Origin of the sequence: Kitasatospora sp. NPDC051702 (assembly GCF_040681575.1) — a bacterium.
Classification (GTDB): Bacteria; Actinomycetota; Actinomycetes; order Streptomycetales; family Streptomycetaceae; genus Kitasatospora.
Window position 1 is genome coordinate 50,162 of the sequence record NZ_JBFAZB010000052.1, and the last position, 18,676, is coordinate 68,837.

Annotated in this window: 16 protein-coding genes; 11 read left to right on the top strand and 5 right to left on the bottom strand. The window is 75.4% G+C overall.

Going from position 1 to position 18,676, the window contains the following annotated elements:
- Positions 1-19 precede the first annotated feature (19 nt).
- Positions 20-1,627, bottom strand: coding sequence for an alpha/beta hydrolase (locus AB0N04_RS32285; RefSeq protein WP_360215167.1), 1,608 nt, complete (start codon positions 1,625-1,627; stop codon positions 20-22).
- Positions 1,628-1,912: 285 nt separating this feature from the next.
- Here AB0N04_RS32285 and AB0N04_RS32290 point away from each other — a divergent pair, with 285 nt between their 5' ends.
- From AB0N04_RS32290 to AB0N04_RS32305, 4 genes are all read left to right on the top strand, one after another.
- Complete coding sequence (locus tag AB0N04_RS32290) at positions 1,913-2,788, top strand: NUDIX domain-containing protein (protein ID WP_360215164.1); 876 nt, start codon at positions 1,913-1,915, stop codon at positions 2,786-2,788.
- 165 nt (positions 2,789-2,953) lie between these two features.
- Positions 2,954-3,334 carry a PadR family transcriptional regulator gene (locus tag AB0N04_RS32295; protein WP_360215161.1) on the top strand — a complete coding sequence of 127 codons (381 nt, stop codon included), beginning with the start codon at positions 2,954-2,956 and terminating at the stop codon, positions 3,332-3,334.
- A complete protein-coding gene (locus AB0N04_RS32300; protein ID WP_360215158.1) occupies positions 3,331-3,933 on the top strand; it encodes a hypothetical protein in 603 nt (200 codons plus the stop codon). The genes AB0N04_RS32295 and AB0N04_RS32300 overlap by 4 nt, the downstream gene beginning before the upstream one ends.
- A gap of 671 nt (positions 3,934-4,604) precedes the next feature.
- Entirely contained in the window at positions 4,605-5,807 is a 1,203-nt protein-coding gene (locus AB0N04_RS32305) for an Ig-like domain repeat protein (RefSeq protein WP_360215155.1), read from the top strand.
- 97 nt (positions 5,808-5,904) lie between these two features.
- Here AB0N04_RS32305 and AB0N04_RS32310 read toward each other — a convergent pair whose 3' ends face one another.
- Positions 5,905-6,618, bottom strand: coding sequence for a DUF5995 family protein (locus tag AB0N04_RS32310; RefSeq protein WP_360215152.1), 714 nt, complete (start codon positions 6,616-6,618; stop codon positions 5,905-5,907).
- A gap of 207 nt (positions 6,619-6,825) precedes the next feature.
- Here AB0N04_RS32310 and AB0N04_RS32315 point away from each other — a divergent pair, with 207 nt between their 5' ends.
- Positions 6,826-7,518: a TetR family transcriptional regulator gene (locus AB0N04_RS32315; RefSeq protein WP_360215149.1), complete on the top strand. Its 693-nt coding sequence runs from the start codon at positions 6,826-6,828 to the stop codon at positions 7,516-7,518.
- Entirely contained in the window at positions 7,515-8,429 is a 915-nt protein-coding gene (locus AB0N04_RS32320; RefSeq protein WP_360215146.1) for an SDR family oxidoreductase, read from the top strand. The genes AB0N04_RS32315 and AB0N04_RS32320 overlap by 4 nt, the downstream gene beginning before the upstream one ends.
- 130 nt (positions 8,430-8,559) lie before the next feature.
- Here AB0N04_RS32320 and AB0N04_RS32325 read toward each other — a convergent pair whose 3' ends face one another.
- The gene (locus AB0N04_RS32325) at positions 8,560-9,231 is read right to left on the bottom strand and encodes a DUF6461 domain-containing protein (RefSeq protein WP_360215143.1); all 672 of its coding nucleotides are present in this window, start codon (positions 9,229-9,231) and stop codon (positions 8,560-8,562) included.
- 283 nt (positions 9,232-9,514) lie between these two features.
- Entirely contained in the window at positions 9,515-10,951 is a 1,437-nt protein-coding gene (locus AB0N04_RS32330) for a cytosine permease (protein ID WP_360215140.1), read from the bottom strand.
- Positions 10,952-11,024: 73 nt separating this feature from the next.
- Between AB0N04_RS32330 and AB0N04_RS32335 the strand changes: the two genes are divergently transcribed.
- The 3 genes from AB0N04_RS32335 (at position 11,025) to AB0N04_RS32345 (ending at position 15,621) form a co-directional block, all read left to right on the top strand.
- Positions 11,025-11,720, top strand: coding sequence for a TetR family transcriptional regulator C-terminal domain-containing protein (locus AB0N04_RS32335; RefSeq protein ID WP_360215137.1), 696 nt, complete (start codon positions 11,025-11,027; stop codon positions 11,718-11,720).
- 117 nt (positions 11,721-11,837) lie between these two features.
- Positions 11,838-13,514, top strand: a complete 1,677-nt coding sequence (locus tag AB0N04_RS32340) for an amidohydrolase (RefSeq protein WP_360215134.1) — start codon at positions 11,838-11,840, stop codon at positions 13,512-13,514.
- Between the two features lie 121 nt (positions 13,515-13,635).
- Positions 13,636-15,621 carry an acyl-CoA dehydrogenase gene (locus tag AB0N04_RS32345; protein ID WP_360215131.1) on the top strand — a complete coding sequence of 662 codons (1,986 nt, stop codon included), beginning with the start codon at positions 13,636-13,638 and terminating at the stop codon, positions 15,619-15,621.
- A gap of 149 nt (positions 15,622-15,770) precedes the next feature.
- Here AB0N04_RS32345 and AB0N04_RS32350 read toward each other — a convergent pair whose 3' ends face one another.
- Positions 15,771-16,235: a MarR family transcriptional regulator gene (locus AB0N04_RS32350; protein WP_360215128.1), complete on the bottom strand. Its 465-nt coding sequence runs from the start codon at positions 16,233-16,235 to the stop codon at positions 15,771-15,773.
- A 118-nt stretch (positions 16,236-16,353) separates the two neighbouring features.
- Here AB0N04_RS32350 and AB0N04_RS32355 point away from each other — a divergent pair, with 118 nt between their 5' ends.
- Complete coding sequence (locus AB0N04_RS32355; RefSeq protein WP_360215125.1) at positions 16,354-17,706, top strand: aldehyde dehydrogenase family protein; 1,353 nt, start codon at positions 16,354-16,356, stop codon at positions 17,704-17,706.
- Between the two features lie 143 nt (positions 17,707-17,849).
- A complete protein-coding gene (locus AB0N04_RS32360; RefSeq protein ID WP_360215122.1) occupies positions 17,850-18,608 on the top strand; it encodes a maleylpyruvate isomerase family mycothiol-dependent enzyme in 759 nt (252 codons plus the stop codon).
- Positions 18,609-18,676: the final 68 nt, after the last annotated feature.

An 18,676-nucleotide genomic window follows, 5' to 3' on the forward strand; every position in this document is an offset into this window, starting at 1 on the left:
CGGACGGGCTCCCGCCGGGTCAGCTGCAGGTGGTGCCGTCGGCCGGGACCGTGCCGTCCAGCAGGTAGCCGTCCACGATCTTCTTCAGGCAGGGGTTGCCGGTGTTGTAGCCGCCGTGGCCCTCGCCCTGCAGGGTGACGGTGACGCCGACGCCGGGGCCGAGCTGCTGGGCCATCGCCCGGGCGCCCTCCACCGGGGTGGCCGGGTCACCGGTGGTGCCGACCACCAGGATCGGGGCCGCGCCGGCGGCGGACACCTCCGGATGGTCGGTCCTGCCCGCCACCGGCCAGCCGGTGCAGCTGGTCAGCCCCCAGGCGGTGAAGGCGCCGAACACCGGTGAGGCACTGTCGAACTGCGGCAGCTGCTGCTGGACGTCCTGGTCGGAGTAGCGCTGTCGGGAGTCCACGCAGGAGATGGCCCGGTTCGCGGACATCAGGGTGCTGTAGTGGCCCTGCGGGTCCCGGCCGAGGAGCGCGTCGGCCAGCTGGAGCAGCGTGTCGCCGGTGCCCTGTTGGGTGGCCTCGGTGAGGCCGGCGGCCAGCGCGGGCCAGGTCTCCTGGCTGTACAGGGCGGCGGCGATGCCGGTGAGGGCCAGGCTCTCGGTGAGTTGGCGGCCGCTCGCCGTGGGCAGCGGGGACTGCTCCAGCTTCTTCAGCAGGGCGGTGATCGTCGCGGTGCCCTCGGCGCCGCCGCCGCCGGTCGGGCAGGCCGGTGCCTGGCTCGCGCAGGCCTTCATGAAGTCGTCGAGGGCGAGTTGGAAGCCCTGGGCCTGGCCGAGCGCGGACTGCTGGGGGTCCTGGGTCGGATCGACCACGGAGTCCAGCACCATGCGGCCGACCTGGTGCGGGAACAGGTGCGCGTAGACGCCGCCGAGCTCGGTGCCGTAGCTGATGCCGACGTAGGAGAGCTTCTCGTCGCCGAGCGCCTGCCGCATCAGGTCGAGGTCGCGGGCGGCGCTCTCGGTGTCCACGTAGGGCAGCACCGGGCCAGCGTTGTGCTCGCAGGCGGCCGTGACCTGTGCGTTGCTGTCGTCCAGGGCCTTGACCGCCTCGGGGCCGCTCGGCGTGCTGTCGACGGCCGCACTGGCGTCCGTCGCCCGGTCGTCCAGGCAGTGCACCCCGGCACTCTCACCGACTCCGCGCGGGTCGAAACTCACCAGGTCGTAGCGGGAGTTGAGGGAGTCGTAGGTGGCCGCGAAGGCCGGCAGGGTGGCCACGCCCGAAGCGCCGGGGCCGCCGAAGTTGAACAGCAGCGAGCCGATCCGGTGCTGCGCGTCCTTGGCCGGGGTCCGGATCAGCGCCAGGTCGATGGTGCGGCCGCCCGGGTCGGCGTGGTCCAGCGGGACCTTGAGGGTGGCGCACTGCCAGTCGCCGGCGGGAGCCGTCCCGGCGCCCTGGGCGGTGCTGGGTGCGGCACAGGTGTGCCAGTCGAGGTTCCGGGCGGACGGCCCGCCGCTCGTGGTCGCCGCGGCCGCCATGGCCGCCCGGTCGGCCGGGGAGGCGGGGGAGGCGGGGGAGGTCGGCGCCGGCTCGGCGGTGGACCGGCCGTCGTCCTGGCAGCCGACGGCACCGGTGAACAGCAGCGCTGCCAGGCCGACCGCTCCGGCCCCGCGAACGACGGTCTGCATGGTGCGGTCCACCTCTCGGGTTGACGGGCGCGCTCCGGCGCACGGCCGCGCGGCGTACACCCCGGCGCCCGGCACGGTCGACGCATCACCGACCCTAGGGGCGGCGGGGCGGCCGTGCCCGCCGGAAGCCCCGGACGGGGGGCGTGCGCCGGACCGGCCGCCACCGGCCGTCCGGGTGAAGGAGCGATCCGCCCTCCGGGTGAGGGTTCAAGCCGCCCGTCAGGTGGCAGCCTCAACCGCCGGCCGCCCGCGCCGGGCGGCGGCCCCGTCTGCAGGGAGGGCGACTTGAGCACCGACTTCACAGGCTTCGACTCCACCGGTTCCGACTCCGGTTCCGACTCCGGTTCCGGCTCCGGCCCCAGCTCCAGCTCCAGCTCCAGCGAGTCCGGTTCCGCCTCCGCCTCCGCGTCCGCGAGGACGAGCGCGGGCCCGGCCAACGACGACTACGACAGCGTGGACGTCTTCATCACCAACAGCCGGCACGAGGTCCTGCTCCAACTGCGCGACGACAGGCCGGACATCTGCTGGCCCGCGTACTGGGTCGTCCCCGGTGGCCACCGCGAACCGGGCGAGACGCCGTACCTGACCGCCGTCCGCGAGCTGCGCGAGGAGACCGGCCTGGACGTGCCCGGCCTGCTGCCCTTCGACCCCGTGCCGTACGAGGGCGCGACCACCGGCCCGTACCGCTTCTTCCACGCCGTGGTGGACGTCGACCCGGCCGACCTGGTCCTCGGCGAAGGCCAGGAACTGCGGTTCGTCCCGATCGCCGAGGCCCAAGGAATGAAGGTGCCGCCGGCGGTCAGGGACTACCTGCGCCAGCTGGAGGGCCACCTGCGCACCGGCAGGCCGCGGGTCTGGGCCGTGATCGACGAGATCCACCGCCACCTCTCCGACCACCGGGCGGCGATCGGGCAGCCGCTGCTGCCGCTCCAGGTGGTGAAGATCCAGGAGGAGGCCGGGGAGGTCGCCGAGGCCCTGCTCGGCGTGCTCGGCGCCAACCCGCGCAAGGGCGTCAGCCACACGGTGGCCGACCTGCAGGGCGAGCTGTGCGACGTGATCACGGCCGCCATGGTCGCGTTGCGCGAGACCACCCCGGACGCCGCCTCCGTCCTGGCCGCCCACCTGGCCGCCTGGCGCCCGGGGCCGCGCGCACAGGCCTGACCCGGTGGGGATGCCGCGGCGCGCCCGCCATCCCCACCGGCACCGCCACCGCACCCGGCACCGCCACCGCCACCGCATCCGGAGCCGTCGCCCGTCGCCCGTCGCCCGTCGCCCGTCGCCCGTCGCCCGTCGCACTATCTTGCTTCGCCTGCTATCTTGCATTGCATGGTACCTGGCATCGCACAGCACGAGGGCGCCGGCGACCCGGCCGACGGGCCGGTGGCGACGCAGCTACGCAAGGGCGTGCTGGAGTACTGCGTCCTCGCCCTGCTGCGGGACGGCCCCCGCTACGGGGTGGAGCTACTCCAGGAACTCGGCCGGTTCCCGATGCTGGCGACCAGCCAGGGCACCATCTACCCCCTGCTGTCCCGGCTGCGCCGCGCCGGGCTCGCCGACACCTTCCTGCGCGACTCGGCCAGCGGCCCGTCCCGCCGGTACTACACCCTGACCGACGCGGGCCGCAGCGCACTGGCGGAGTTCACCGCCCTGTGGCCGGCCTTCCGCGAAACCGTCGACCACGTCCTGACCCCGGGAGAGAACCCGTGAACGAGCCGATCGAGCACCCCCTGGTCCGCGCCCACCTGGACGCGGTCGCCCGCTACACCGCCCCGCTCCCCGAGGAGCGCCGCCGCGAGCTGCTGGCGGACCTGCGCGAGCACGTCGAGATCTCCCTCGCCGAGTGCGACCCCGCCGACGAGGCCGCCGTCCGACGGGTCCTGGAGCAGCTGGGCAGCCCGCGGGCGATCGCCGACGCCGCGCTCGACGAGGAGGGCCGGGCGCGGCCCGAACCGGAGAGCGCCGGCCGCACCACCCGCACCCTGATCCTCGCCGTGCTCCCGATGCCGCTGGCGCTGATCCCCGCCCTCGGGCCGCCGCTCGCACTGGCCGCCGCGGTCATCGCCGCGACCCGGGTGTGGCGCTCCCCCCAGTGGACCCGCCGGGAGAAGCGGCAGGCGGCCCTGCTCCTGCTCTCGCCCGCCCTGGTCACCCCGCTGGCCGCCGCCGTGCTGGCCGTCTCCGGCCCCGGTCTGACGCCGGTCGGCGTCCTCCTCGCCTGCGCCGTGGGCTTCTGCCCCACCCTGGTGGCGGCCTTCCGGCTGGCCCGTTCGGCCTCCCGCCTGCGCACGGCCGCACTGACGGCCTGACGGCCTGACGATCTGACGGCCTGATGGCCTGATGGCCAGGCCGGAGGCAGGCGCTCCACCCCCCCGGGCCCCGCACGACGAGGAGCCCGACGCGCCCGCACAAGGCGCCGGCTGCGGTCCTGGCGCCGGCCGCGGTGCGGGCACTGATGGTCCTGACGAGCCGCGAAGCAGCCCACCGACCGACGGCCGGTCCGCGCAGTCATCCGCCCACGACCAGCGCGAGTCCACCCATGCCGACGCACACCGGGCCCACGGCCTGCGGCTTCCTGCCGCACGCCGCCCAGTGAGTTCGCACACGGCCCAGTGTGATGGTGTGCGGCATGCCGCTGTCGGCGCAATCGGGGCACACGGGCCGTCCGGTCGTCACGCTGTGCCTGTCGATCGCGCTCCGGGCCAGGGACACCACCGCTGTACCGATCGCGCGATCCAGCACCCCGAAGCCCCACCTCAAGCCAGCACATCGGGAGACAGCAGTGACCGGACACCACGCCCCCGGACATCCCGTCGTCGAAGGAGAAGCAGGCGTCCGCGCTCGTGCACGGTGGTGGCAGGCCGGGATCGTGGCAGGGATGTGCGCGGCCCTGGCCGGTACCGGGCCGGCCCCCGCAACCGCCGCCGCAACGGGGCCTGCGCCGGCCGCCACCCCGGCGCGAACCCGAGGAGCCGACCCGGTGTTCACCTTCGGCTTCACCGGCGCCCCGCAGAGCCTCACCATCCCGGCCCAGGCGGTGATCACGATCACCGCCGACGGCGCGGGCGGCGCCGACAACACCGGCACCTCCTGTTCCGCCACGGGGGCCGGCGGTACGGGGGCGCGGGTCGTCACCACCCTCCCGCAGACCACCGCCACGACGACGGTCACCGTCACCGTCGGCGGCGCGGGCGGCAAGGGCTGCAACGGCACGGGTACGGGGGGTGCCGGCGGGTTCAACGGCGGCGCCCCGGGCGGGGGCATCCCGGCCACCGGCTTCAAGGCGGAAGGTCCGGGCGGGGGCGGGGCCTCCAGCGTCAGCGCGGGCTCCTTCCTGGTGGTAGCCGGGGGCGGCGGTGCCGCCGGCGGCACCGGGGCGACCCGCGCGGGAGGGAACGGGGGCAACGGCGGGACGACGCCGGACGCCACCGCCGGTACCGCGGGAACCGCCACCGGCCCCGGGGCTTCGCCGGGCCAGGGCGGTGGCGGCGGCAGCACCAGCACGACCACCGGTGGTCCCGGTGGGACCGCCGGCAGCGTTCCGCTCTGCGGCGTCACAACGGGTGGGCCGGGAGGCGGGTTCGTCGGCGACACGGTCGGCACCGGCGGCACCGGCGGTTCCATCGGCGGCGGCTGCGCCGCCACCGCCACCGGTGCCGGGGGCGGTGGAGGCGGCGGGTACTTCGCCGGCGGGGGCGGCGGCAGCGGTGCCGTCAACAACACCGGCACCGCGGCGAGCGGCGGCGGAGGCGGTGGCGGGAGCAGCTTCGCGACGCCGTCGGGCACCGGGACGTCCTATGCGGCCTCCACGATCGGAACGGCGAACCACAACGGCCAGGTGATCATCAGCTACACCGTGGGCGAGCCGATCACCACGACCATGACGGCGATGCCCCAGCGCACCCGGATCGGCTCGCCGGTCGTGCTCAACGACATCGTCTGCCCCCGCGGGGCCTCCACGACCAGGCCCACCGGAACCGTCACGTTCACCGACGCCACCACCGGGACGACCCTCGGCACGGGGCGCCTGTTCGTCTCTCTCGGCAGGTGCGCCGCCGGCGGGACGGTCACCGCCTTCCGCACCGCCGGCACCCACACCATCACCGCCGTCTACAGCGGCGACTCGGTGTACCAGGACAACAGCGCCACCCCCGAGACCATCACCGTGACGGTGAACCCCTGACCGGGACGCCGTAGCGGCGGGCCGGACGGTCCGCCGCACGACGCGGCGGCCGCCCCCCGCCCACCGGGGAACGGCCGCCGCTCCACGCGCGCCGGGGCTACCCGGCCGGCGGCGGGACGACGGGGACGAGGATCCCGTGACTGGTGGTCCGCACCCCCTGGGCCATGAGGGCGAGCTGGCCGTTGTAGGCGAACGGGAGGCCCCGCACGGCCCACAGACCGTTCGCCGCGCCCCAGGCGACGTCGCGGGCCGCCCTGATGCTGAAGCCGCTGACGGCGTGCTTGAGCGACTCGGCGGGCGCGGTGGCGATCCGGACCAGCCGGCCCTCGAACTCGGCCCGGACCTCGGCCTCGACGCTCGCCAGCAGGTCGTTGACCTTCTCGTAGTCCCGGTGGACCGGCGGGCGCTCGGGCGCGGTGCCGCGTTCCTTGCAGGTCTCGACCACGCTGATCGCGAGGTCGTGGTCGATGTGCGCGTTCATCCCCGCGAGGGCGAACTGGATCGGCCAGACGACCCGGTTGCCGCGCATCCGGAAGAGCGGCTCCCAAGCCGGGTCGACCGGCTTCCCGGCCTTCGCGGCGTCGACGTTCGCGAGGTAGAGCCCGGCGAACAGGACGTCCATGCGCTCCATGAACGCGTTGTCCTCGAAGCCGCCGGCGGCGACCTTCTCCTTGACCAGTTTGGTCACTTTCAGATACATGCGGTTGAAGCAGGCCACGCCGTCGCGGGGGTCGAGTTCGGCGTCGACCTGCTCCATCCTGGCGATCACCGCATCGATGGTGGTGGGGAGTTGGGTGGACTGGGTGGTCATGGTCGGCCTTCCGTGGGGCGGGTCAGCTCAGCGGATACGGTACGACCTGTCCGCCGCTTTGACTACGGAGCGTGTCGAAACAGCCCACAAGGTAGTACGGGGAGCAACGGACGCGCGGCGCGACCCGCCGCACCGGGCGTTGCCCTCGCCGCATCCGTCCCGTATTAATAAATGAACAGTCATTTATGAATGGGATGGGAGTGCACCATGGCCGGACGCCCCCGGGGTGTCGAGGACGCCGTGCTGCTGCGGCACACCGCCGAGGTGATGGGGCGGGTGGGCCCCGCCGGACTGACGCTCGCCGCCGTGGCACGGGCCGCCGGCGTGGCGCCGGCGACGCTGGTGCAGCGCTTCGGGTCGAAGCGCGGACTGCTGCTGGCGCTGGCCCGCGCCTCGGCGGACGCGGCGGACGCGCGGTACGAACGGCTGCGCGCCGCGCACGCCTCACCGCTCGCCGCACTGCTCGCGCTGGCCGAGGAGGAGACCGCGCCCCTGGCCAGCCCCGAGAGCTTCGCCAACCACCTCGCCTTCCTCGGGATGGACCTCGCCGACCCGGAGCTGCACGCCCACGCCCTGACCGTGCACCGCGCCCAGGGGCGGGCCGTCGCCCGGATGCTGGAGGCGGCCGCGGCCCTCGGCGAACTCCGCCCCTCCGCCGACCCGGCACGCCTGGCCCGCTCGGTGCAGACGGTCGTCGCCGGAACGGGACTGACCTGGGCGCTGGACCGCGAGGGGACGCTGCCGGACCGGCTGCGCACCGAGCTCACCGACCTGCTCGCGCCCCACCTCGCCGCGGACCTCGCCCCGCACCCGCACGTCCCCGCCGGCACGGGCCCCACCGGCACCGGCACCGGCACGATCCGGACCACGACCACGACCACGACGTCGGAGGAATCATGAGCACCGCCCCCAAGCCGCTGTCCGGCAAGGTCGCCCTGGTCGCGGGCGGCACCCGCGGCGGCGGCCGCGGCATCGCCGTCGAGCTGGGCGCCGCCGGCGCCACCGTGTACGTCACCGGCCGCAGCAGCCGAACGGCCGGCACCACCGGGCTGGACCGCCCGGAGACCGTCGAGGAGACGGCCGACCGGATCACCGCGGTCGGCGGGACGGCGATCCCGGCCCCCACCGACCACAGCGACCCGGCGGCCGTCCGGGCCCTGGTCGAGCGGATCTCCACCGAGCAGGACGGACGGCTGGACGTCCTGGTCAACTGCGTCTGGGGCGGCGATCCGCTCGTCGACTGGGAACACCCGCTCTGGGAGCAGGACCTGGACACCGGCCTGCGGCTGCTGCGCCAGGCCGTCGAGACCCACGTGATCACCAGCCGGTACGCCCTGCCGCTGCTGGTCGCCCGGCGCAGCGGCCTGGTGGTCGAGGTCACCGACGGCAACACCGCGCGCTACCGGGGCTCGTTCTTCTACGACCTCGCCAAGTCCGCGGTGATCCGGCTGGCCTTCGCCCAGGCCGCCGAGCTGCGGCCGCACGGCGTCGCCGCCGTCGCCCTGACCCCCGGCTTCCTGCGCTCCGAGGCCGTCCTGGACCACTTCGGCGTCACCGAGGAGACCTGGCGCGAAGCCGCCGCCCAGGACCCGGACTTCGCGTACTCGGAGAGCCCCGCCTACCTCGGCCGGGCGGTCGCCGCCCTCGCCGCCGACCCGGAGGTGATGGCGAAGAGCGGCCGGGCGCTGGCCACCTGGGGGCTCTACCAGGAGTACGGCTTCACCGACGCGGACGGCACCCGGCCCGACTTCGCGGCGCACTGGGCCGAGGCCCTGGTCGACACCTACGGCCCGCTGGGCGACCCGCTGTGACCGGGGACGGCCGGCGGGACGCGACGTCGGGCACGTGACGCCGGGCACGCGACGTCGGGGACGCGAGGGCGGGACGTGACGCCGGGGACGCGACGGGAACGGGCCGCCGGGACGGACGCCCGGCGGGCGCTCAGCGGGCCTGCAGCTCCAGCCCCGGCGTGCCGCGCACCGCGTACGCCGGCAGTCGGAGGTCACCGAGGACGGCCCGGGGCAGGGTGAGGCCGAAGCGGCGCTCGACGGCGCCGAGGGCGCGCCGCCGGACGGCCTCGTGCGATTCGCCCACCGGGCCCCGGTACGTCACCCCGTCGGCTTCGAGCACGCCCGCGGCGACCAGGTCGGGCAGCAGCAGATCGGGCTCCCGGCCCCAGCGCCAGCGTTCCTCCGCGAGGCCGAAGCCGCAGAGCACGGCGCCGTCGCGGGCGTAGTCGAGCAGCGCCGGCGGGTGCTCGGGCATCGGGCGGAAGTGGACCACCTCGGCGCCGTCGCAGGCTATCTCCGTCAGCCGCTCGCCGCCTGTGGAGTCGCCGTACTCGACCGCGAAGGACCAGCCGCCGGCCTCCCCGACCCGGATCACGCCGTCGCCGTCGTCGCTCGGGCGGTAGACCTCGATGTCGAGCTCCCACACCTCGGTGCCGCTGATCGGCCCGGTGGCGGCGGCCGGATCGGCACCCATCCGGCGGGCGAGCTCCTGCGGCGGGATGCCCCGGGCGAACACCACGCCGTCGAGGGACCCGCCGGCGTCGGCGAGCCATCTGATGCCGTCACCGCCCCCGGCCCCGGCCCCGGCGGTACCGTTCGTCATGAACGCCCCCTCCCCTGGCGCCGATCCGCCGTGGACCGGGCTACCGGTCGGCACCCTAACCGACCGCACTGACACCCGGCGGGCGTTCGGCGGACGGCCGGGGAGGGAACGGACCCCCGACGGGCGGGAGAAGCCGTCGGCCGGGAGGCCCCCCGTGCGAGCCGACAGCCGACCCCGTCGGACCTCCCGTCCAGACCTCCCGTCCAGACCTCCCGTCCGGACCTCCCCGGCCGGACCCCCACCCCGGCTTCCCCGGCCGAACCCCCCGGGAGGACCTCCCCCGTCAGACCTGCCGCCGCGCCGCCGGGCGACGCATCAGCACCGCGTACACGGCCGCCGCGACGACCATGCCGACCGGCAGGGCCAGGTCGACGCCGAACAGCGCCGCCACCGGCCCGGTGTAGAGGGTGTCGACGCACAGCGCGGCGCAGGCCACCCCGGCGCCGAGGGCCAGCGCGCCGGCGGGGTTGACGCCCGCCCGGTACCAGAAGGCGCTCCCCGGGGACTCGTCGCCGAGGGCGCGGCCGTCGTAGCGGTTGCGGCGCAGCAGGATGTCGACGGCGTAGACCGCGGTGCTGGGGCCGAGCAGGACGACGGTCAGCTGGAGCACGTTGCTGACGGTGTCGAGGAAGTTGGAGACCAGCAACGCGTACAGGGTGAGGCTGACCGCGACGGCGCCGTCGACGAGCACGCTGACGGTGCGCTTGATGCGGATGCCGACGGCCTGCAGTGCGAGGCCCGCGCTGTAGGCGGTGAGGGCGTTGACGGCGATGGTGCCGACGACGAGGGCGAGGAGGAAGACCGGGTTGAACCAGCCGGGCAGGATCCGCTGGAGCGCGGCCTGCGGGTCCGTCATGTCGACGACGGTGGCGGCGAGCACGCCCAGGCCGCCGACGAGGACGCTGGGCAGGAAGCCGCCGAGGGCGGTCCAGCCGAGGACGGCGCGCGGGGAGGTGGTGTGCGGCAGGTACCGGGAGAAGTCGGCGCTGGTGGTGTAGGACAGCGGGCCGGAGGCGATCAGGGTGACGCCGGCCAGGACGGCGGCCCACAGGTGGCCGCCGGAGAGCGGCTCGGCGGGCGCGTAGCCGTAGTCGGCGCGTCGCAGGACCACGTACCCGACGACCGCGAAGGCGGCGGCGAGGGCGAGGGTGATCGGCAGGTAGAGCCGGACGATCGCGGCGTGCCCGTAGACGCTGATGGCGAGGGTGACCACGACGATGGCGACCACGATGGCGACCTTGATCGGGGTGGTCGGGGTGAGTCCGGCCTGCTCGGCGAGGGAGAACGCGGCGACGGCGGCCGCGGCGAGGTTGAGCGCGAAGTAGCAGACGGAGATCATCCAGCCGGTGACCGCGTTGTTGACGCGGTTGCCGATGACGCCGTACATGGCGCGGGTGATCACCTCGCTGGGTGCGCCGGCGGCCGGTCCGGGGACGGCGAGCAGCCCGGTGCCGAGCCAGAAGAGGTTGCCGACGACGACCACGGCGAAGGCCTGGAGGAGGTCGAGGCCGGCCAGGACGAGGGCGCCGCCGACCACCAGGTTGAGGTAGTTGACGTTGGCCGCGGCCCAGACGGAGAAGAGTTCGCGGGCGCGGCCGCGCCGTTCGTCCTCGGGGATGTGGTCGATGCCGTGGACCTCGACCCGACCGGCCTTCTCCGGCTGGGGCGGTGCGGCCGACCGGGTGTCGGAGTGGGGGTGGTCCGGGAGCGTGGACGCCATGTGGGGGCCTTCCGTGGGGGGTGTCGTGCCCACCTGCTTGCTTATTGGTCGCACACTCAATAGCATCCGGCACATGACGTCAAGCGTTCAGCGCAAACGGGTCCGCAAGTCCCCCGACGACCGGCGGGCGGAGATCGTCGGGGCCGCCGCCACCGTCGCCCTCACCGAGGGCCTGGAGTGCATCACGCTGCGCCGGATCGCCGAGCAGCTCGACGTCCGCCCCGGGCTGATCAGCCACTACTTCCCCGCCGTCGAGGACCTCGTCGCCGAGGCCTTCGGCAGCGCCGCCACCGCCGAACTCGAGACCCTGCTGCCCGCCGACCCCCACGAAGGGTCGCCGCTGCGCCACCTCGCCCGGTTCTTCGCCCACGCCACCGGGCCGGCCTACGACGACATGAGCCGGCTCTGGCTCAACGCCCGCCACCTCAGCCGCTACCGGCCCGTCCTGTCCGAGCGGGTCCTCGCCCAGGAGGCCCTCTGGCGCGGCCGGCTGAGCGGCGTCATCGAGACGGGCGTGCGGCAGGGCGAGTTCCGCACCGAGGACGCCGACGTGACGGCCCTCCAGATCCTGGTGGTGATCGACGGCCTGGCCGGGCACGCCAACACCGGGCTCGGCGGCCACCCGGCCGCCGTCATCGGCCTCGCGGCCAGCACCGCCGAACGCGAACTCGGCCTGCCCCCGGGCACCCTCGCCGCCCCTCCCGCCGAGGCACCGGACGCCCCCGCCACCCCTCCGGACACCCCCGCCGCCCCTCCCGCCGAGGCGTAGAACCCGCCCGCCGGCCCTCCCGCCGAGGCGTAGAACCCGCCCGGCGGGCCCGCGCCGGATCCGCCGGACCCGCCCCGGGCCCCTTCTCCCCCACCCCGCACCCCCGTTGGAGCCGCCGTGCGCACCTCCCTCGTCCTCCTCTCCGCCCGTCTGCTCGACCCCGCGACCGGCGGATTCCTCCCGCAGACCGCGCTGGCCGTCGCGGACGGCCGGATCACCGCCCTCGGCGACGACCGGGAGATCCGCGAACTCGCCGACGCCGCCACCACGGTGATCGACCTGAAGGGCGCCGTGGTCACCCCCGGCCTGGTCGACGGACACCTGCACCCCGTCACCGGCGCCGAACTCACCCACGGCCTCGACCTCTCCGGCTGCACCGACCTCTCCGACGTCCGTGCCGCCCTCGCCGCGGGGATGCGCGCCCTCGCCCCCGGGGCCTGGCTGCACGCCTGGGGCCTGGACCCCAACGTCTTCGGCGACCGGCCGGTGGAGTCCGCGGCGCTCGCCCCCGTCCTCGACGGCGTCCCGGCCCTGCTCCAACTCTTCGACGCCCACTCCATGCTGGCCAGCCCCCGCGCCCTGGAACTCGCCGGCGTCGACGGCCCGCGCCGCTTCGACCAAGCCGCCGAGGTGGTCTGCGACCCGGCCGGCCGCCCCACCGGGCTCCTGCTGGAGGACGCCGCCTGCGAGCTCGTCGAGCGCGCCGCTCCGCAGCCCACCCGCGCGGAGCGCCGCGACCGCCTCGCCGCCGCGCTCTCCGCGATGGCCGCCGCCGGCCTCACCGGCGGCCACGCGATGGACGCCAACGGCGACAGCCTCGAGCTGTACGCCGAACTCGACGAGGCCGGCGACCTCCCGCTGCGGCTGCGGGTCGCGCCCTGGTGCCAGCCGGGCGTGGACGCGGACGGGCTGCGCGCGCTGATCGAGCAGCAGCGCCGGGGCGGCCGGCTCTGGCGGGTGGACGGCGTCAAGCTGTTCATGGACGGCACCATCGACAACGGCACGGCCTGGCTGGAACGCCCGGACTGCCACGGCGAGTCCACCCACGCGTTCTGGCCCGACCCGGCCGAGTACACCCGCGTCATCGCGGAACTGCACCGCGCGGGGGTGCCCACCGCGACCCACGCCATCGGCGACGCGGCCGTCCGTCACGCGCTGGACGCGATCGCCGGGGCCGCGGGCGGGACGGCGGGCGAGGCGGCCGGCGGGACGGCGGGCAGGGCGGCCGGGGCTCCCGGCGGCGACCATGCCGTCCGGCACCGGATCGAGCACATCGAGACCGTCCCGGACGACACCGTCCGCCGGTTCGCCGAGCTGGGCGTGATCGCCTCCATGCAGCCCACCCACTGCTGCGACTTCACCCGGGCCGACCACACCGACAACTGGTCCCGCCGCCTCGGCGAGGAGCGCGCCGACCGCGCCTGGCGCTGCCGCGACCTCTGGGACGCGGGCGCCACCGTCGTCCTCGGTTCGGACTGGCCGATCGCCCCCTACCCGCCGCTCGGCGTCATGGCCGGCGCCCGTCACCGCCGGCCGAGCCGCGACCTCGCCCAGCCCCCGCACAACCCCGGCCAGGCGCTCACCGCGCTGGAGGCGCTGCGGGCGATGACCGTCAACGCCGCGCACGCCGCCGGCGAGGAGCAGCGGGCCGGCCGGATCGCCGTGGGCCGGCGCGCCGACCTCACCGTGCTGGCCGCCGACCCGCTGACCACCCCGGCCACCGCGTTGCCCGAGGTCCCCGTCCTGCTCACCCTCCTCGACGGCCGCCCCACCCACCGCGCCGACTCGCTCTGATCCCGGCGCCGCCGTCCGGCCCCCGGAGCCGGACGGCGGCGGTGTCGAGCAGCAGTGACGACCGCCGGTGATCTTGATAACAAAGCCGTTACCCGGCCGCCTCCCGATCAATGACCCGTACATGACCTTAATCAGCGACACCCTGCCGATCCCCGCCCCGACCGCCCCGGCGGGACCCTCCACCCAGGCCGGGACGGACGGTCCGGCCGACCCGTCCGTCCCGGATGCCGCGACCGCCCCCACCGTCACGACCAAGACGACCGCCGACCTCACCCGTCTCCTCTTCGGCCCCGACCGCGACCGGGTGCACTCCCCCTGGCGCGCGCTGACCACCGACCCGGCCATGCACCGCCGCACCGAGGCCGGCACCGAGGAGCAACTCGCCGCCTCCTACCGACGGTTGCACCGGATCAACGCCGGCACCGACGCCGCCGGACTGGCCACCGACCCGCGGCTGCTGACCGCCCTGCACGAGTGGACGGCCCCGCTCGACGGCGCACTCACCGTCCTGGCCGGCATCCACTACAACCTCTTCCTCGGCTCCCTCCTCGACCACGACCCGGCGCCGAAGCGCCCCCTCGACGAGTACCTCCGGATGGAGCGGATCGGCACCTTCCTCTGCACCGAGCTCGGCCACGGCAACGACGCCGCCGCGCTGGAGACCGTCGCCGACTACGACCCCACCGACCGCACCTTCACCCTCCACACCCCCATCCCGGCGGCCGCGAAGTTCATGCCGAACACCGGCCCGGCCGGCGGCCCGAAGTCGGCCGTGGTCGCCGCACGGCTGCGGGTCGACGGCCGCGACCACGGGATCTTCCTGTTCCTCGTCCCGCTCACCGACGAGCGCGGCACCCTGCCCGGGGTGACGGTCCGCCCGCTGCCGCTGCGCCCGGGCAGCCCGGTCGACCACTGCCTGACCTCCTTCGACCGGGTCCGGCTCCCGTTCGAGGCCCTGCTCACCGGCGACCACGGGCGGCTCTCCGACGACGGCACGCTCACCAGCGCGCTCGGCAGCAAGCGGAAACGGTTCCTCACCGCGATCTCCCGGGTGGGTCTCGGAAAGCTGTGCATGAGCGCCAGCGCGATCGGCGGTGCCCGGGCGGCCCTCGCCACCGCGATCCGCTACGCCCACCACCGCGAGGTCACCGGTGCACGGCCGGACCGCCGGGTGCCCGTCTGGGCGCACCGCACCCACCACGGGCCCCTGCTGGAGGCGCTCGCCACCGGCTACGCGATGACCGCGCTGCACCGCGCCACCGTGGAGCACTGGGCCGGCGACCACGGCACCCGGCCCGTGACCGCCGACCGCGAGGCCGTCGACCACGAGCCGGTCGATCCCAGCACGGCCGGCCGTGGAGGGGTCGACCGTGCGCACGCCGAACGCCGCGTCGCCATCACCAAGGGCTGGATCACCTGGCAGGCCCGCGACCTGATCATCGAGTGCCGCGAGCGCTGCGGCGCCCAGGGGCTGCTCCCCGTCAACGGCCTGATCCCCCTCGCGGCGGACATCGAGGGCGCCATCACCGCCGAGGGCGACAACCTCGCCCTCTGGGCCAAGGCCGGCGCCGAACTGATCCTGGAGAGCGCGCCCGAACCGCCCGCCGCGGCCCCCGCGCACCCCGGCGACCTCCGCGACCCGGCCACCCGCCAGGCCCTGCTGCACGCCGTCGGCGGGCACCGGCTGGCCCGCGCCCGGGCCCGGCTCCGCGGGGCGCCCGCCGGCGACGGCCTGCGGCGGTGGAACGCGGCCGCGCCGGACGCCCTGGCGGCGGTGACCGCGCGGGCCGAGCACGACGCCGGCGCCGCCCTGCTGGCCTGGGCCGGGGCCGCACGGGACCCGCAGGCCCGCGCACTGCTCCTCGACCTGCACCGCCTGTTCACCCTGAGCCGGATCGAGGCCCACGGGACGCTGCTGCTGGCCACCGGCGAACTGGCCCCGGACCGGGCCGACGGACTGGCCGCTCTGCGGGAGCGCTCCATCGACCGGCTGGCCGGGCACGCGCTCGTCCTGGTGGACGCCTTCGACCTGCCCGAGGCCTTCTTCGCCCACCGCCCCATCGCCACGCCGGCCTACCAGCAGGCGTTCACCACCCGGACGGCCTGAGCCCCCGGCCCGAGCCCACCGCGACGACCGGCCCGCCCACGACCGGGGCCGCACCGGGCGGTCCACACAGCAGCGCCTCCCGCCCGGCTTCCCGTCCCGACCCGGACGGGAGGCCGCGGGCGGGAGGCCGGGCGCCGATCCGCCGGGGGCTACCCGGGCAGGGCCCGGTACGCCGCGGAGGTCGTCTCCGGGAAGGCCCGGTCCAGCAGGGAGCGCAGGGCGCCCCGGTCCTCGGCGGTGAGCGCCTCGAGGGCGGTGAGGCCGGACATCAGGTCGGCGCGGATCAGCCGGACGGTCCGCTCTCCGTGCTCGGTCAGCGCGATGTTCTTGACCCGGCGGTCGGAGGGGTCGGGCTCCCGGAGCACCAGGTCGCGGGCCTCCAGGCGGTCGACGATCCCGGTGACGTTGGAGGCGTCGCAGGAGAGCAGTCCGGCGAGGCCGCGCATGGAGCGCGGGCGGGTCAGCAGGCTGAGCGTCTTGCCCTGCATCAGGGTCAGCCCGTGCCCGGCCGCGGCGGCGGCGAAGTGGCGGTAGTAGGCCGCGGCGACCCGGGCGAGCTGCTCGATCAGTTCGATCGGCGTGGCGGTCCGGTCCGGCCGGGGGTTCTCGTGCACGGTGTCGAGCATAGGCAGATTGCTTGACATCCTCAACCATCGAGGTCTACGGTCCAACAATGCTTGAGGTCATAAACCATCGACGACCTCAAGACACTCGGAAGGACCGCGAGCCCCCATGACCCACACCCCCGCCACCCCGGACACCGCCCCCGACGCCCCCGGCACCGCTGGCGTCCCCGCCACCGTCGCCCGGCTGCGCGCCACCTTCGACACCGGCCGGACCAAGCCGCTCGCCTGGCGACTGGCCCAGCTGGCGGCGCTGCGCGCGCTGCTCACCGAGCGGTCCGAGGAGCTCCTGCAGGCCCTGCACGCCGACCTCGGCAAGGGCACCGCCGAGGCCTACCGCACCGAGGTCGGCTTCACCCTGAACGAGCTCGACCACACCGTCGCCCACCTGGAGCAGTGGCTGCGGCCCAAGCCCGCCGAGGTGCCCGAGGTCTTCCGGCCCGCCGCGGCCCGCGTGGTGCGCGACCCGCTCGGCGTCGTGCTGATCATCGCGCCGTGGAACTACCCGCTGCAGCTGGCGCTGGCCCCGTTGGTGGGCGCGCTGGCCGCCGGGAACGCGGCCGTCGTCAAGCCCAGCGAGCTCGCCCCCGCGACCTCCGCCGCCATCGCCCGGCTGCTGCCGCGCTACCTCGACCCGGAGGCCGTCGCCGTCGTCGAGGGAGCCGTCCCGGAGACCACCGCCCTGCTGGAACAGCGCTTCGACCACATCTTCTACACCGGCAACGGCGCGGTCGGCCGGATCGTGATGACGGCCGCCGCCCGGCACCTGACCCCGGTCACCCTGGAACTCGGCGGCAAGAGCCCCGTCGTGGTCGAGCCCGGCGTCGACCTGGCCGTCACCGCGCAGCGGATCGCCCGGGGCAAGTTCCTCAACGCCGGTCAGACCTGCGTCGCCCCCGACTACGTCCTCGCCGTCGGCGACACCGCGGCCGAGCTGGAGGCGCGCCTGGCCGAGGCCGTCCGCGAGCTGTTCGGCGAGGACCCGGCCGCCGACCCCGGCTACGGCCGCATCGTCAACGAGCGCCACTTCGACCGGCTCACCGCGCTGCTCGGCGACGGGCGGACCGTCACCGGCGGCACCCACGACCGCGCGAGCCGCTACCTCGCCCCGACCGTGCTCGCCGACGTCTCCCCCGAGGCCCCGGTGATGCGGGCGGAGATCTTCGGCCCGATCCTGCCGATCGTCGCCGTGCCCGACCTCGACGCGGCCATCGCCTTCGTCAACGAGCGCGACAAGCCCCTCGCCCTCTACGCCTTCACCGCGTCGGAGCGCACCAAGGAGCGGCTCACCGAGGAGACCTCCTCCGGCGCGCTCACCTTCGGCCTGCCGGTCTCCCACCTCGCCATGCCGGAGCTGCCGTTCGGCGGGGTCGGCGAGAGCGGCATGGGCCGGTACCACGGCGAGTACTCGATCGACACCTTCAGCCACGCCAAGGCCGTCGTCGACAAGCCGCTGGACTGACCGTCCGACGGGCCGGCCCGTCGCCCCCGAGGCCCGGCCTGCACCGGCCGGGACCCGCGACCCGGCCGACGCCCGTCGGCACGCGTCCACCCCGAGCCCGTCCGCCCCACACCCATCCACCCCCGTACCCGAGCGAGCACCCCATGACCACCATCGACCACGGCGCCGCCGTCGCCGCGGAGACCGCCCGCCTCGTCACCGTCCTCCGGGACGCCGACCCGGACACCCCGGTGCCCGGCTGCCCCGGCTGGACGCTGACCGACCTCGCCCGCCACACCGGCAGCGTGCAGCGCTGGTTCACCGTGCTGCTGCGCGGCCGGGTCCAGGAGCCGCCCCGCAGCCGCGAGGTCGACCTGCGGCTGCCCGAACGGCCGGACGGCTACCCGGCCTGGCTCGCCGAGGCCTCGGCCGAGGCCGCCGAGGCGTTCGCCGAACTCGACCTCGACGCGCCGATGTGGGCCTGGGGTGCCGACCAGCACGCCCGCTTCTGGGTGCGGCGGATGCTGTTCGAGACCCTCGTGCACCGCGCCGACGCCGAACTCGCGCTCGGCCGCACCCCCGACCTCGACCCGGTGCTCGCCGCCGACGGGGTGGACGAGTTCCTCACCAACCTGCCCTTCGCGGCCCTCTTCGCGCCGCGGACCGCCGAACTGCGCGGCTCCGACCGCACCCTGCGCTTCACCCGGACCGACGGCGAGGGCGACTGGCTGGTCCGCCTGCGACCGGACGGCTTCGGGCTCGACCCGGACGGCGCCGGAGTCGCGGCCGACGCGACCGTCCGCGCCGGCGCGGCCGACCTCCTGCTCCTCCTCTACGGCCGGCTCGACCGCACCTCCCCGCGGATCGACGTCCGGGGGGACGACGCACTGCTCGCGCACTGGTTCACCCACTCCGCGTTCTGAGCCCCCGCGTTCCGCAGCTCCGCACCCTGACCCTGGAGCGGCCGGGCGGGCGGGCGTGACGCCCGCCC

Coding starts and splice junctions, on each gene's coding strand:
- AB0N04_RS32355 (WP_360215125.1), top strand. CDS start 16,354: ATGACCCACACCCCCGCCACCCCGGACACCGCCCCCGACGCCCCCGGC.
- AB0N04_RS32315 (WP_360215149.1), top strand. CDS start 6,826: ATGGCCGGACGCCCCCGGGGTGTCGAGGACGCCGTGCTGCTGCGGCAC.
- AB0N04_RS32360 (WP_360215122.1), top strand. CDS start 17,850: ATGACCACCATCGACCACGGCGCCGCCGTCGCCGCGGAGACCGCCCGC.
- AB0N04_RS32295 (WP_360215161.1), top strand. CDS start 2,954: ATGGTACCTGGCATCGCACAGCACGAGGGCGCCGGCGACCCGGCCGAC.
- AB0N04_RS32345 (WP_360215131.1), top strand. CDS start 13,636: ATGACCTTAATCAGCGACACCCTGCCGATCCCCGCCCCGACCGCCCCG.
- AB0N04_RS32335 (WP_360215137.1), top strand. CDS start 11,025: ATGACGTCAAGCGTTCAGCGCAAACGGGTCCGCAAGTCCCCCGACGAC.
- AB0N04_RS32310 (WP_360215152.1), bottom strand. CDS start 6,618: ATGACCACCCAGTCCACCCAACTCCCCACCACCATCGATGCGGTGATC.
- AB0N04_RS32320 (WP_360215146.1), top strand. CDS start 7,515: ATGAGCACCGCCCCCAAGCCGCTGTCCGGCAAGGTCGCCCTGGTCGCG.
- AB0N04_RS32285 (WP_360215167.1), bottom strand. CDS start 1,627: ATGCAGACCGTCGTTCGCGGGGCCGGAGCGGTCGGCCTGGCAGCGCTG.
- AB0N04_RS32325 (WP_360215143.1), bottom strand. CDS start 9,231: ATGACGAACGGTACCGCCGGGGCCGGGGCCGGGGGCGGTGACGGCATC.
- AB0N04_RS32330 (WP_360215140.1), bottom strand. CDS start 10,951: ATGGCGTCCACGCTCCCGGACCACCCCCACTCCGACACCCGGTCGGCC.